Genomic DNA, 14,425 nt, shown 5'->3' on the forward strand with positions numbered 1-14,425 from the left:
GAAAATCCCGTACTCATTTTTTGGCTAAGCAAACGTATCATTTATTGCAGCCGTATCACCTGCTGGCCGGGAGCCGCGCCGAAGGTCTTCTGACAATATTGGTCAATGGCTTCGTTTTCCGGATCCAGGTTGATGAAATATTCGTACTCCAGATCGATGGCAATGTTGACGATATCCGCAAATTCATCCTCTGAGGAGACGCCCACGTGAACGTCTACGGTGGGGGTGTAGAGCAGGTATTTGGTCAGATGGTAGACATATCCCATATCATCTTCCGGGATGCAGATCAGATAATCCTGATAATGCTCGATGTCATATTCGTCCATAAGACGCTCCATTTCCGCGCGGACAGGGTATTCGCCGGTTCGATGGAGAATGGATGTGGACATGCCGAGCTTCCGGTACACGAGAAGCAGAAGCAGCGTGCCGATTACCGCCAGGGGCAGCTTCTGCTCATCCAGCTCCCGCAGAAGGTAAAAGAGCGCATAGGCAAAGCAGAACATGATAATCGTGCGGTAATAACGTCCGTATCCGGCCATGACGACGGCTTCGCCCTCCGGCATGGAGAACAGATACATACACAGATTACCAAGCTGGTAGAGGACGTAAACCACAGTCAGAAAGACAGCACGTCCGAGCCAGGGGCGTACAGAAAGCTTATGCATAGCGCAGGCGGCCATAAAAACCGCAAGGACAAGAAGCAGAAGCAGAAGACCGCGCCCGGCGATAATCTGCTGCCGGAAAGCTTCTGTAATCCGGGAGATGGAACCGTCTGCCATCTTCTGCTGCATGTTGGCGAGATAGGCGGAAAGAGACATACTGTGGGGAGATGACTCCGCGGCGGCGAAGACATAGGCCACATGCTTTTTCCACAGCAGCAGTGTGAGAAGCGGTGCAAAAAATACGGTGTACCAGGATCGGCGCGCGGGAGCGGAAGCAGTTTTCCCGTGACGGCATGCATGCCAGATCAGCTTACCGGCCAGCAGCGCCCAGAAGAAAATACCGGAATTCTTAATCAAAATCAGGGCGACGGCAGGCAGGACAGAAAGCCAGGCAGTCTGGTCTTCTGCTCCCAGCTCCTGCTCCAGAAGAAGAAGTGCGGCAGCTCCGGTAAGGGCCAGAAGCGCGTCCACAAGGAGTTCGGAAGGAACCGTATTGTAACTCAGGAAAAACAGCGTACTTCCCAGCATCAAAAAAATACCCGTAAACTTTTGCTTTCGGATACAGGAGAATAAGGGCAGGATCATGCTGAGGGACAGCATCACCTGCGCGAACATTTGACAGCCTTCCGATACGCGGGAGATCAGACAGCAGACGTAATATATAAAAGACGAGCTTCCCAGAGGATAGGCCTGAAACAGGATGAGCGGATCCTGAAAGGTCGGGAAGCGATCCGTCAGAAGCATCTGTTTTACGACCAGGGCCCAATGGGAAAAATTGTCATAGGAATTGAAAACCTGTCCTTTCAGCATCAGTAAAAAGTAAAGACAGGACAGCGCGAAAAACACATAACCCGGGCAGAGAAAATCCCGGTACAGTCTGTGATCCCGAAGGGAAAGCACAGCCAGAAGAAGCCCTGCGCCGAATAAAAGCCAGATGGACAGAGAAAGCAGGTTCAGGATGCCTGCCGCAAACAGGACGCAAATCTGTCCGCAGAAGACGATGGCCGGAAGAAACTCGACCGGCAGCTTCGTTTTTTTATGCAGAACCGTCAGATAGCCAAAGGTGGAAAGGGCAAACAGCAGTACGCGTAGACCCAGCAGCAGAGTATTCATAACAAGCTCCTCCAGAAATTAAATAGTTTTGAAAATATAGCGGCGCTGTATCTGGTAATTGAGCAGGTACAGAACCGTGTCCACCACAATTTTAATCAGAGTGGGCGGAACCGGCAGGAAGGAAAAGAGGCTTACCAGACCGGCTGAGCAGAGCATAACGACCACGCAGAGGGCGTAATACTTCGGAAGCGTGGAGCCTGTGCTGCCCTTATCGGAAAAAACCAGCTTTTTATTGCAGGAATAATTGACCAGCGAGGAAATAATCCGCGCGATGACCGTGGCTTCCAGAATCCGGTACGCGCCTGCGGGGAGAAGCAGCTCCGCAGCCGTAAAGCAGACCAGATCCACCAGAGAGGAAAATAACGAGGATACGGCGTATTTCAAAAAGGTGCCAAACAGAATCCGGTATATTTTGATGGAATCTACCAGCGGATTAAAATGGGATTCGGAATTATTGTCCAGATAAACGGTGCTAATCTCCAGGGTGTGTACCGGGGTTTTGGAGAGGGCCGCGTCAGTCAGCATATTCATCTCATATTCGAAACGCTCGCCGGAGAGCTGGCACATATGGGAAAGCAGATCCCAGGAAATTCCCCGGAGACCGGTCTGGGTATCGGTCACGGATACGCCGTACAAAAGCCGGAACAGGGAGCAGGTCAGAAGATTGCCGAAACGGCTGCGGAAGGGAACGTCATCCTGATGGAAATTGCGGCAGCCAAGCAGGAGAAAGCGCTCCTCCTTCCGGTGAAGCTCCTCCATTTCCTGATCCATCCGCCGGATATCCGCTGCCAGATGCTGGCCGTCGGAGTCGGCGGTAATGACGCCCAGTCCCGTCCATTGCGGCTGCTCTAAAATATAGGCAAAGGCGTCCTTCAAAGCCCGTCCCTTGCCCTGATTGACCGTATGGGTCAGAATATGGCACTGGGGGTGCTCTGAGAGCTTTTCGAAGATTGGTTTATATTCGGAAGCGCTTCCGTCATCCACCAGAACCAGGTGTTCCGCGCCGGAAGCAATCAGCTGGTCCACATATTCCAGAAGGTGCGCCGGCGGATTCAGAGCCGGAATTACAAGAATGCTTTTCATTTGTGTTACCTCGTGTATGTAAATTAATAAATTTTAGACATGTGAATCGTGGAAATGCCGTACCATGCAGCCAGAGAGCTGTTACGGTAGTCGGAAGGATCCTCGGACAGTTCCTGCGGATCCAGCAAGGTCGGGCAGACCGAGAGATTGGGAACCCATACCTCGTCGGGCCCCTGGGTGATCAGAGAGTAGCGGTACAGGGTTTCCCGGTGATAGGTCTGCGCGTACTGCTTATGAAGGGAATCCGCTGCGGACAGTCCGGTAATGCAGTCCTTGTCGGAAAAAATCACAAGTGCAAAGAAGGCAAGGGCGAGGCTGGCCAGAAAGCTTTTCTTCAAACCGGAAGAAACTGTAAAATCAGCGGCAGCCTTCGGAAAACGGGTACAGAGCCATCCGATGCAGTAGACCAGGTTCAGAAAGAACAGCAGGTAAAACAGCATACGCATGACATTTAAGGAGCGGCCAAAGATGTATGTGTGTCCCATGGAATACAGGGACGGCGTATAGGAGGCCGCCACCAGACAGAAGGAAAAACCAAGGACGATTCCGGGAAGCGGAAAAGAAAAACGGCAGCCGGAAAGAGCCCGGAACAAAAAGGGAGCCAGAAGGACGGCAAAGAATATGACATAGAGATTTGTCCATTCTCCAATGCCCTTTACCGCATATACAAAGGAATAGTAAACAGCCTCCACAGGCCCCATAGAATCCAGCTGGGCGGCGATTCGGACAGCATTTCCGGGAGCTCTGACATTGATGAAAAAACCAATCAGCATAATCAGAAGCGGGAGTATGCCGCCCAGACCCCGTTTTTCATGGGCGGGAATGCAGAGCAGAAGCAATGCCAGCAGAATCACGGGAGAAAGCAGTCCGGTAATATAATTGGCTCCGCCGATGACAAAGGCCAGAAAACAGCAGCACAGAAGGAAAAATACTCTTTTGGAACGCTTTTCTTCTTTCATATACAGGAGAAGCAGAGCGAAGAAAAACAGCATGCAGCTGTGCATAAACGTATAGTGCAGGGCTCCGTTGTACCAGTAAAAGGCAGATTTCCCTTCGTCAATCACATGGACGCAGAGAAACGAGAGCGCCAGGGAAAGCATCAGCCGCAGGCTTCGGGAAAGCGGAATATAACGGGTAAACAGAACGTGAAACAGAGAAAAAATACTTCCGATTACCATAAAAAGCATCAGAAATGTGGTCAGAAAATAAAGACGCTGACTGAAAATGGCCGGCTGCAGCGACATCAGAAAGATAGAGGAATACGTTCCCTGCCAGGAAGTATAGTAGCCCTTTACATTGGAAACAGCCGCTGCGAGAACGGCAGAAAGAGAATGGGTATCAGTCCAGGCAAGGTGCGCCGCTACGCCGTATGCATAGTCATCTCCGGCGGGATGCGCGTAAAAGGCCAGTCTGCAGACCGGCAGAAGGCTGATAAGAAAAAGGGTAAGCATGATAAAACAAAGCTTTTCCGCAAGGGAAAGCTTTGCGATGGTATGACGGATTCGACGCGGCATGAAATTCTCTCCTCATTGGTTCATGATTCTATCTTATCTAAATATACCCAATCGACAAACCAATGTCAAACCATAAAATGGAAGAAATGCGTGTCAAACAGGCGTCAAATCTTAAAATCCTTGCCATGGACGGCAAATAATGCTATACTGCAAATAACTATGAAGAAAAATAAGAATAAAATCGGAGGATTTTTTGAAATGGGAACTTATCTTGTAACCGGAGGAGCCGGCTTCATCGGTTCCAACTACATTCACTACATGTTCCGCAAGTACGGCGACACTATCCGCATCATCAACGTGGACGCGCTGACCTACGCAGGCAACCTGGAGAACTTAAAGGACATCGAGGATCGGGACAACTACACCTTTATCAAGGCAGATATCCGCGACCGCGAGGCCATTGAGAAGATCTTTGCGGAAAATGACATCGACCGCGTGGTACATTTCGCGGCAGAGAGCCATGTGGACCGCAGTATCGTGAACCCGGAGATCTTTGTAGAGACCAACGTACTGGGCACCCTGGTAATGCTGAACGCGGCAAAGAAAGCCTGGGAGCTGCCGGACGGCACCTTCAAGGCAGACAAGAAATTCCTGCATGTATCCACAGACGAGGTATACGGATCTCTGGAAGAGGGCGATACTTATTTCTATGAGACCACCCCTATCGATCCGCACAGCCCCTACTCCGCAAGCAAGGCTTCCTCTGATATGCTGGTAAAGGCATACTGGGATACCTACCGCTTCCCCATGAACATCACCAACTGCAGCAATAACTACGGCCCGTATCAGTTCCCGGAGAAGCTGATCCCGCTGATTATCAATAACGCTCTGCAGGGCAAGAAGCTCCCGGTATACGGCGACGGCAAGAATGTACGCGACTGGCTGTATGTGGATGATCACGCCAAGGCCATCGACATGGTACAGGAAAATGGCCGCCTGGGCGAGCGCTACAACATCGGCGGACATAACGAGAAGCAGAATATCGAGATCATCAACATCATTCTGGAGACTCTGCAGGAGATGCTGCCGGACGAGGATCCGCGAAAGAAGCTGGTAAGCAAGGATCTGATCACCTACGTGACAGACCGTAAGGGTCATGACCGCCGTTACGCCATCGCTCCGGACAAGATCAAAGAGGAGATTGGCTGGTATCCGGAAACCATGTTCAAGGACGGTATCCGCCTGACTATCCAGTGGTTCTTTGAGCATGAGGACTGGATGAAGAACGTGACCAGCGGCGACTATCAGAAATATTACGAAGATATGTATAAAAATAAGTAATAAACAGGGAGAAAATTACAAATGAAGGGAATTATTCTGGCCGGAGGTTCCGGAACAAGACTTTATCCGCTGACAAAGGCGATTTCCAAGCAGATTATGCCGGTATATGACAAGCCGATGATCTATTACCCGCTGTCCACGCTGATGCTGGCAGGCATCCGCGAGGTGCTGATTATCTCCACACCCCGGGATCTGCCCATTTTCGAGGATCTTCTGGGAGACGGTTCCCAGCTGGGCATGAAGATGAGTTATGCCGTACAGGAGAGCCCCAGAGGACTGGCTGACGCGTTTATTATCGGTGAGAAATTCATCGGCGACGACCGTGTAGCCCTGGTTCTGGGAGACAATATCTTCTATGGACAGAGCTTCTCCAGAGTTCTGAAGAACGCGGCGGAGCGCGAGACCGGCGCTACCATCTTCGGTTATTATGTAAAGGATCCCCGGGAGTACGGTGTGGTAGAATTTGACGAGCAGGGCAAGGCTCTTTCCATCGAGGAGAAGCCGCAGAACCCCAAGTCCAACTACGCGGTTCCGGGCCTGTATTTCTACGACAACGACGTGGTAGAGATTGCCAAGAATGTAAAGCCGTCCGCGCGAGGTGAGATCGAGATCACCAGTATCAACAACGAGTATCTGCGCCGTGGAACTCTGCAGGTAGAGACTCTGGGACGCGGCTTCGCATGGCTGGATACCGGCAATCACGATGCCCTTTTGGACGCGGCGGATTTCGTAGCAGCCTTCCAGAAGCGCCAGGGCATGTACATCTCCTGTATTGAGGAGATCGCGTACCGCCGCGGCTTTATCGACAAGGAACAGCTGGTGAAGCTGGCACAGCCGCTTCTGAAGACAGCATACGGCCAGTATCTGATCGATGTGGCCAACGGATTATAAATTTTTCAAATAGCTTACAAGGGAGATAATGAAAAATGGGAAAGATTACAGTTGAGACCTGCCCGATCGAAGGTCTGAAGGTGATTACTCCGACCGTATTCGGCGACGAGCGCGGTTATTTCATGGAGACATACAACTACAACGATTACAGGGAAGCAGGCATTGATATGCCCTTTGTACAGGACAACCAGTCCGCGTCCAAGAAGGGCGTACTGCGCGGCCTGCATTTCCAGATTAACCATCCCCAGGATAAGATCGTGCGCGTGGTAAGCGGCGAAGTGTTCGACGTGGCCGTAGACCTGCGTGAGGGATCCGCCACCTACGGACAGTGGTACGGCGTACTGCTTTCTGCGGAAAATAAAAAGCAGTTCTTCATCCCGAAGAATTTCGCCCACGGCTTCCTGGTGCTGTCCGATTACGCGGAGTTCGCGTACAAGTGCACCGATTTCTATCATCCGAATGATGAGGGCGGTCTGCTGTGGAGCGACCCGGATATCGGCGTGGAGTGGCCGATCCCGGAGGGAATGGAGCTGACAATTTCTGAAAAGGATCAGAAATGGGGTGGAATTAAGGAGTTGAAGAAATAAGATGAGTGAGAGTGTACAGCTGACAGCAGAGGTATTTATTGATACAGGTAAGGATTTCCGTCCGGAGGATTCCCTGACAGTGCCCTATACCTGTGCCCTGGGTGAGACCGTAACTCTGGACTTTGACCTGACAGGCTTTGAGCACACCTGCGGCTTCCGGTTTGACCCGCTGCTGGAGGACAGCAGCATGGTGAAGCTGGAGGGCCTGGGCCTGACCTATGAGGATGACGAAACCAGACAGGTTGAGATGGAGCGGATCAAGACCAACAGTGATGTGGATTTTGATCCCATCTTCGTCTATCTGCATAACGACCCGAAGTTTTTTGTGGACGAGGCTCTGTGCCTGAAGCTGAAAAGCGCGAAAGTTACCTTCCGTGTACTGGAGCTGGGCAATGACAAGAAGGAATACTGGCAGGAGATCAAGAAGCACAGTGTTTCCGAGAAGGAGAAGGCGCAGCTTCTGGGCAAACTGGATATCGCCATGAAGGAAAATCATGCCCTGGAGAAAGAAAATAAGCGGCTGAAGGTGGAGGCTGAGGATATCTATTCCTCCGGCATCTGGAAGCTGCAGCATGACGCTCAGGGTCCCATGAAGGTGATTTTCGGCAAGGGCAATATCCTGACCTTCCTGGCGGCTGTCTATCTGGCTCTCTGCAGTGAGCTGTTCATCTTTAATAACGCTTATTATTCCACACCGCGGCCCAACGACCAGGTGCTGTGCTTCAGCTTTTTCCGCTTCGGCATGGTATTCTTAGGAGCCTTTGTGCTGATTGCCGTGATCAACCGCGTGATTCAGAAAGGATACCGCCGTGAGCTTGATTAGTGTCTTTGTCAAATACAGAGCCCTCATTAACCAGCTGGTCCAGAGGGATATCAAAACCAAATACCGGCGCTCTGTGCTGGGACTTCTTTGGACGGTGCTGAATCCTCTTCTGATGATGACAGTACTGTCTATTGTATTTTCCTACTTTTTCTCCCGTTACGGAGATGTGGAGAATTTCCCGGTATATTTGTTGTGTGGTCAGGTCATCTTCAACTTCTTTAATGAATCGACCAGTATCGCTATGGGCTCCATCGTCCACAGCGGCGAACTGATTAAAAAGGTGTATGTGCCGAAGTATCTGTTTCCGATTACCAAGGTTATGTCCAGCGGCGTCAACCTGCTGTCTTCCATGATTGCGCTGGTAATTGTGATGGTGGCTACACGCTCTCGTGTGACGCCGACGGTGCTTCTGGCGGTATTTCCACTTTTGTATGTACTTTTGTTTTCCACAGGCGTGAGTCTGTTTTTATCTGCGGCTGCAGTAAGCTTCCGTGATTTAATGCATTTGTACAGTGTCGTGACCACAGCATGGATGTATCTGACTCCGGTCATTTACCCCATGTCTATCCTGGACGGCGCGCCCAAGTGGGCAGTCTTTATCATCAATGCCAATCCTTTGACTGCGTTTATCAAGATTTTCCGCGCAGTGGTGCTGGATGGTGTGACAGCGCCCTGGATTCTTCATGTGCAGAGTATCGTATGGTGCGTGATTGCGTTGGTGATTGGTTCCCTGGTATTTAAGAAATCCCAGGATAAGTTTATTCTGAAGATATAGGAGAGCAGTATGAAGTTAGAAAATGCCATAGAAGTCAAAGACGTATCCATGTGCTTCAACCTCTCCAGAGAAAAGGTGGACAGCATCAAGGAATACGTGATCAAGATGCTGAAGCGCCAGCTCTTTTACGAGGAGTTCTGGGCGCTGAAAGATGTGAGCTTCGAGATTCGAAAGGGCGATTCCGTGGGCCTCATCGGCATGAACGGCTCGGGAAAGAGTACTATGCTGAAGATCATCGCGGGCGTTTTAAAGCCCACCAAGGGTACGGTGGAGACCACCGGAACCATCGCCCCCATGATTGAGCTGGGAGCAGGCTTTGACCACGATCTGACCGCCCGGGAGAATATCTTCCTGAACGGCGCGCTCATCGGCTATTCCCAGGAGATGCTGGAGGAGCGGTTCGACGATATTATCTCGTTCGCGGGGCTGGAGCGCTTCGTGGATGTGCCTATCAAGAATTTTTCATCCGGTATGCTGGCCCGCCTTGGATTTTCCATCGCGACCATCGTAGACGCGGACATTCTGATCATCGACGAGATTCTGTCTGTCGGCGATTATCAGTTCCAGAATAAATGTAAAAAGCGTATCCGGGAAATGATGGATCGCAATACTACGGTTCTTTTTGTGTCCCACAGTATCGAGCAGGTCAAAGAAATCTGCAATAAAGCCATCTGGATTGACCGGGGACACGTGCGGATGATTGGCGAGGCGGAGGAAGTCTGCGACGCCTATGAGGATCCGAACGCGAAGGAGTAAATAACGAGGAAAGTTATGGAGCAGAATATGGATCAGGAACAAATGGATTATAAAAAACTTTACGAGGCAGAACGGGAAAAGACCGAGGTCCTGGTGAGTAAAATTGAGGAGTCCGAAAAAGAGATTGAGGAGCTGAATTTCAAGCTGGACCGTATCAAGGGCAGCTTTGCCTGGAAGCTGGCGATTCCCCTCCGGAAGGGTCTTCATTTCTATGAGAAAACCAGAGATCGTCTGACACGCTATGGTTCTATCCCGGGCATTATGCGAAAGGTTCGCAGTAAGCTTCAGGAGCGAAAGAATATGAAGCGCCACGGCACTGCCAGCTTTCCGAGTCCGGAGGAAGCGAAGGCCCAGCGTGAGACCGTATTTCCCAGGATGATTAAGTTCAGTATTCTGACGCCTCTTTACAATACGCCGGAGAAGTTTCTGACAGAGCTTCTGGACTGCGTACAGGCTCAGACTTACCAGAACTGGGAGCTGTGTCTGGCGGACGGCAGCGACAGCGAGCATGTCTACGTGGGTGAGATCTGCAAGAGATACGCGGAGAAGGATCCGCGTATCAAATATCAGGTGCTGGAGCACAACGAGGGGATCTCCGGCAACACCAACGAGTGCCTGAAAATGGCCACCGGCGAGTATATCGCCCTGCTGGACCACGATGATATTCTGCATCCGGCGGTGCTTTTCGAATACGCAAAGGTCATCAATGAGAAAAATGCAGATTATATCTACTGCGATGAGATTACCTTTGAGGGCGACAGCATTGACCACATGATCGTGCTGCACTTCAAGCCGGATTTCGCCATCGACAATCTACGCGGCAATAACTACATCTGTCATTTTTCTGCCTTTTCCAGACATCTGCTGGACGAGACAGGCGTCTTCCGGAGCCAGTATGACGGAAGCCAGGATCACGATATGATCCTGCGGCTGACCGGCAAAGCGAAGCTGGTGTACCATGTGCCGAAGGCCCTTTACTACTGGCGCTCCCATAAGGCCAGTGTGGCACAGGATATCAACGCCAAGACCTATGCGGTGGACGCGGCCAAGCGTGCGGTTCACGATCACATCATGGATGTATACGGTATGGACGTAAAGGTGGAGAGCACCCGGGCGTTCCCGACGATTTTCCGGATCCGCTATCCGCTGCTGGAGCGTCCCCTGATCTCCATCGTGATTCCGAATAAGGATCATATGGAGGACCTGTCCCGCTGCGTGGAGTCCATCGTTAATAAGTCCACCTATGAGAATTACGAGATTGTCATTGTGGAGAATAACAGCGAGACAAAAGAGATCTTTGATTACTATAAAGCCCTGGAGCACAATCCGAAGATCCGGATCGTCAAATATGAGGGCGAATTTAATTATGCCAAAATCAACAATTTCGGCGTAAGCTTTACCAACGGCAAGTACGTGCTGCTCCTGAACAACGACATGAAGGTTATCACCAGAGACTGGATGGAGGAGCTTCTGATGTACGCCCAGCGGCCCGACGTGGCTGCGGTGGGCGGCAAGCTGTACTACGCGGACAACACCATTCAGCATGCGGGCATCGTTATCGGCCTTGGCGCTCACCGGGCGGCAGGCCACACCCATTATAAGGATGACAAGATGCATCTGGGCTATATGGGACGTCTGTGCTACGCCCAGGATGTGACGGCTGTGACCGGCGCGTGCCTTCTGGTCAGCCGCGCCCAGTACGACGAGGTGGGCGGCCTGGACGAGGAGTTCCGGGTAGCCTTCAACGATGTGGACTTCTGTCTGAAGCTGCGCCACGCGGGATATCTGAATGTGTTTACGCCTTTTGCGGAGCTGTATCACTATGAATCCAAGACCCGTGGTATGGAAGAGGGCGAGAAGCAGAAGCGCTTCCAGCAGGAGGTAGACATGTTCCGCCGGAAGTGGAAGGCGGATCTGGATGCGGGTGATCCCTATTTTAACCCGAATTTCTCACTGGATTATTCGGATTATACGATTAAATAACTGGTTTTATTAGGAGAACATTTTGAGCAAAAAGCAGATCACACAGAACAGCATAGCGGTGCTTGCAGCCTTCCTGGCTGTGTGCGGGATCAATTTCCTGTATCAGATCCGGGGCACGAGTACCATGCTGTCCAACAGTGTGACAGCGATGCTGATGTTCGGTGCGTTTACTTACGTGGGCGCGCAGTTCCTGAAAAAAGCGGTAAATGCCAGACTTTTGGTTTATGGCGCGGCGGGCGGTATGATGTTCGCGGCGTTTGCCGCCTGGGGGTTTTCGCTGAATTATACGGATACGATCTGGAATCCGCAGGTGTTTCCGGCTTTTGCAGCCTTAAGTCCGTTTTTTACCATCTGTGTGGGCGCAGGGCTGCGGGTATTGGCAGGCGTGTCAGAAAAGAAAGCGTCTGTTAAAACAGGAACAGAAGGAATACAACAAAAAAACGGAGCAATGGAAGCAGAGGAAACGGACGGATTGACGGGTGTGCATATGAGCGAGGCGGACGGTCCGATAGCCTACTTTATCGCCTACAGCTTCCCGGTACGGGAGTTTTACTGGTTCTGCTTTGCCGTACTCTTTTTATCCTGGATTCCGGTGCTTCTGGCCTCCTGGCCGGGAATTTTCTCCTATGACTGCGGCTGGCAGCTGGCGGCGGTGGCCGATCACGCATGGACTGCCCATCACCCGATACTCCATACAGCCATGCTGTGGCTGACGAGACAGCTCGGAAGGGCGCTCACCGGCTCCAATCAGGCCGGAGCGTTTATCTATTCCCTGCTTCAGATGGTTATCCTGTCTGCGTTATACGCGGACGTCTGCCTCTACCTGCGGCAGAAAAAAGCGCCGAAATGGCTGTGGGTCGGCGCGCTTGTATTTCTGGGTTTTCATCCGGTCAACAGCCTGATGGCTCTGTGCGCCACTAAGGATTCGATTTTTACCGCGGTCTTCGCGGTGTTTGTGGTACAGCTTTTACGCATGGCAGAGTACCCGGAGATATTTTTTGCGTCCGGGCGCAGACAGATTCTTTTCTGTGTCAATGTATTTTTCCTGTATGCCTTCCGCAATAACGGTCTGCATACGTTTCTGTTCTGCATCCCTTTTCTTCTGTGGGCATTCCGCAGATACTGGAAGAAAATGCTGCTGCTCTGCGTGATTTGCTTAGGGCTATACGGGATTTATACCGGCCCGGTCTACAGCGCCCTTGGCATTCAGCCGGGAGACGCCCGGGAGATGTGCAGCGTCCTGATGCAGTCCGCCGCCCGTGTATATAATCTGGATTACCAGGGGCTGACGCAAGAACAGAAAGAAGGAATCCTTGCCATGATTGACGAGGAGGGACTGAATACCTATATGTCCCGGTTCGCCGATCCGGTGAAGGCTTATTTTCACGGAAGTGAATTCGCTGAGAATCCCACGCCTTTCTTAAAGACCTGGGTCAGTGTGGGAATGACCCATAAGAAAATGTATATCGACTCATTCCTGGCGGGAACCTTCGGATACTGGTATCCGGGCAATGCCATCGAGGAGACGGATAAGGGCAAAGATTACTTTGAATATGACTGCAAGGAATTCCGGGCGGACGTGGATGTGACCATGGAATCCAAAATCCCGGTGCTTTCAGAATTTTATAGAAAAATCGGAAATGAAGCCTCTTTCCAGAAGGCTCCGGTTATCGCGGCCACCTTTAATCTGGGGTTTTACACCTGGTTATGGCTGTTTACCATACTGGTGCTTCTGTATGCGCGGCAGTGGAAGCAGCTGATTGTGATGGCGCCCTTTACCGGCTATTTCCTGACGAACCTTCTGGGTCCTGTGGTGAAAATGCGGTATCACTACCCGTTTATCGCCTGCATGCCGCTGATGCTGTATCTGCTGTGGCGTGTATACAAAGAGAAAAAGAGTCAGGCAGAAACAGATTTTTAAAGACGGAGGACACGTCATATGGATAAAGTAGCGGTACTGATTCCCTGCTACAACGAGAGCAAAACAGTAAAAAAGGTGGTAGAGGATTTCCGAAAATCCCTGCCGGAGGCGGCGATCTATGTCTACGACAACAATTCCACCGACGGGACCGGCGAGCTTGCCAAAGAGGCCGGCGCCATTGTGCGCCATGAATACCAGCAGGGCAAGGGCAACGTCATACGCCGGATGTTCCGGGAGATTGACGCGGAAGTGTATGTGATGGTGGACGGCGACGACACCTACCCGGCGGAAGCAGCTCCGGAGATGGTACGAAAAGTAGTGGAGGAGCAGTCCGATATGGTGGTGGGAGACCGGCTTTCATCCACTTATTACACAGAAAATAAGCGGCCCTTCCATAATTTCGGCAATTCCTTTGTAAAGAACTGCATTAACCGCTTCTTCGATACGAACATTCAGGACATTATGACCGGCTACCGGGCCTTTAATTATCAGTTTGTGAAGACCTTCCCGGTATTGTCTCACGGTTTTGAGATTGAGACCGAGATGAGCATCCATGCGGCGGATAAGCATATGCAGGTGGATCATGTGATCATCGACTACCGGGACCGCCCGGAGGGCAGCGTATCTAAGCTGAATACCTTTTCCGACGGCTTCAAGGTACTGACCCGGATCCTGAATCTTTATAAGAATTATAAGCCCCTGGGCTTTTTCTCTCTGTTGGCGGGTATCCTGACCGTGCTGGGCGTGGTATTCCTGATTCCGATTCTGACCGAATACTGGAAGACCGGACTGGTGCCCCGCTTCCCAACCCTGATTGTCTGCGGCTTCGTGCTGATTGCGGCGCTCCAGTCGCTTTTTGCGGGACTGGTGCTGCAGAGCATGGAGCAGAAGAACAAGCAGGATTTTGAGATGCAGCTTATCGCGGCCCATGAGACCTATAAAAGCCTGCAGAAGGAAGCAAAGGAGCAGGAAGTATGAAGCAGGCAGTGAAAAGAACAGGCGCAGCCGCGGCGGCGGGGGGGGGGGGGGGGGTGTG

The 14,425-nt window shown here is 51.5% G+C and carries 12 protein-coding genes; 9 read left to right on the forward strand and 3 right to left on the reverse strand.

The window, feature by feature from the left end; translation table 11 throughout:
* Nucleotides 1-41: 41 nt before the first annotated feature.
* From WMO29_RS16105 to WMO29_RS16115, 3 genes are read right to left on the reverse strand one after another with little or no spacing between them, the layout of a single operon-like run.
* On the reverse strand, nt 42-1,775 hold the full coding sequence (locus WMO29_RS16105; RefSeq protein WP_349165491.1) for a hypothetical protein: 1,734 nt from the start codon (nt 1,773-1,775) through the stop codon (nt 42-44).
* Between the two features lie 18 nt (nt 1,776-1,793).
* On the reverse strand, nt 1,794-2,858 hold the full coding sequence (locus tag WMO29_RS16110) for a GtrA family protein (protein WP_349165492.1): 1,065 nt from the start codon (nt 2,856-2,858) through the stop codon (nt 1,794-1,796).
* A gap of 23 nt (nt 2,859-2,881) precedes the next feature.
* Nucleotides 2,882-4,372, reverse strand: coding sequence for a DUF6056 family protein (locus WMO29_RS16115; RefSeq protein WP_349165493.1), 1,491 nt, complete (start codon nt 4,370-4,372; stop codon nt 2,882-2,884).
* Nucleotides 4,373-4,570: 198 nt separating this feature from the next.
* On the opposite strand from WMO29_RS16115, the gene rfbB reads away from it, so the two are divergent.
* From rfbB to WMO29_RS16160, 9 genes are read left to right on the forward strand one after another with little or no spacing between them, the layout of a single operon-like run.
* A complete protein-coding gene (rfbB, locus tag WMO29_RS16120) occupies nt 4,571-5,653 on the forward strand; it encodes a dTDP-glucose 4,6-dehydratase (protein WP_349165494.1) in 1,083 nt (360 codons plus the stop codon).
* A 21-nt stretch (nt 5,654-5,674) separates the two neighbouring features.
* Nucleotides 5,675-6,544, forward strand: a complete 870-nt coding sequence (rfbA, locus tag WMO29_RS16125; protein WP_178038474.1) for a glucose-1-phosphate thymidylyltransferase RfbA — start codon at nt 5,675-5,677, stop codon at nt 6,542-6,544.
* Nucleotides 6,545-6,579: 35 nt separating this feature from the next.
* A complete protein-coding gene (gene rfbC / locus WMO29_RS16130) occupies nt 6,580-7,131 on the forward strand; it encodes a dTDP-4-dehydrorhamnose 3,5-epimerase (RefSeq protein WP_178038473.1) in 552 nt (183 codons plus the stop codon).
* Between the two features lies 1 nt (nt 7,132).
* On the forward strand, nt 7,133-7,954 hold the full coding sequence (locus WMO29_RS16135; protein ID WP_349165495.1) for a hypothetical protein: 822 nt from the start codon (nt 7,133-7,135) through the stop codon (nt 7,952-7,954).
* Entirely contained in the window at nt 7,941-8,729 is a 789-nt protein-coding gene (locus WMO29_RS16140) for an ABC transporter permease (protein ID WP_349165496.1), read from the forward strand. The genes WMO29_RS16135 and WMO29_RS16140 overlap by 14 nt, the downstream gene beginning before the upstream one ends.
* Nucleotides 8,730-8,738: 9 nt before the next feature.
* On the forward strand, nt 8,739-9,485 hold the full coding sequence (locus tag WMO29_RS16145) for an ABC transporter ATP-binding protein (protein ID WP_349165498.1): 747 nt from the start codon (nt 8,739-8,741) through the stop codon (nt 9,483-9,485).
* A gap of 15 nt (nt 9,486-9,500) precedes the next feature.
* Nucleotides 9,501-11,468, forward strand: a complete 1,968-nt coding sequence (locus WMO29_RS16150) for a glycosyltransferase family 2 protein (RefSeq protein WP_349165500.1) — start codon at nt 9,501-9,503, stop codon at nt 11,466-11,468.
* 22 nt (nt 11,469-11,490) lie between these two features.
* A complete protein-coding gene (locus tag WMO29_RS16155) occupies nt 11,491-13,389 on the forward strand; it encodes a DUF6020 family protein (RefSeq protein ID WP_349165501.1) in 1,899 nt (632 codons plus the stop codon).
* Between the two features lie 18 nt (nt 13,390-13,407).
* A complete protein-coding gene (locus WMO29_RS16160; RefSeq protein ID WP_178038468.1) occupies nt 13,408-14,367 on the forward strand; it encodes a glycosyltransferase in 960 nt (319 codons plus the stop codon).
* The last annotated feature ends 58 nt before the right edge of the window (nt 14,368-14,425 follow it).

This window comes from Laedolimicola intestinihominis (genome assembly GCF_040096155.1).
In the GTDB taxonomy this organism is placed as follows: Bacteria; Bacillota; Clostridia; order Lachnospirales; family Lachnospiraceae; genus Laedolimicola; species Laedolimicola intestinihominis.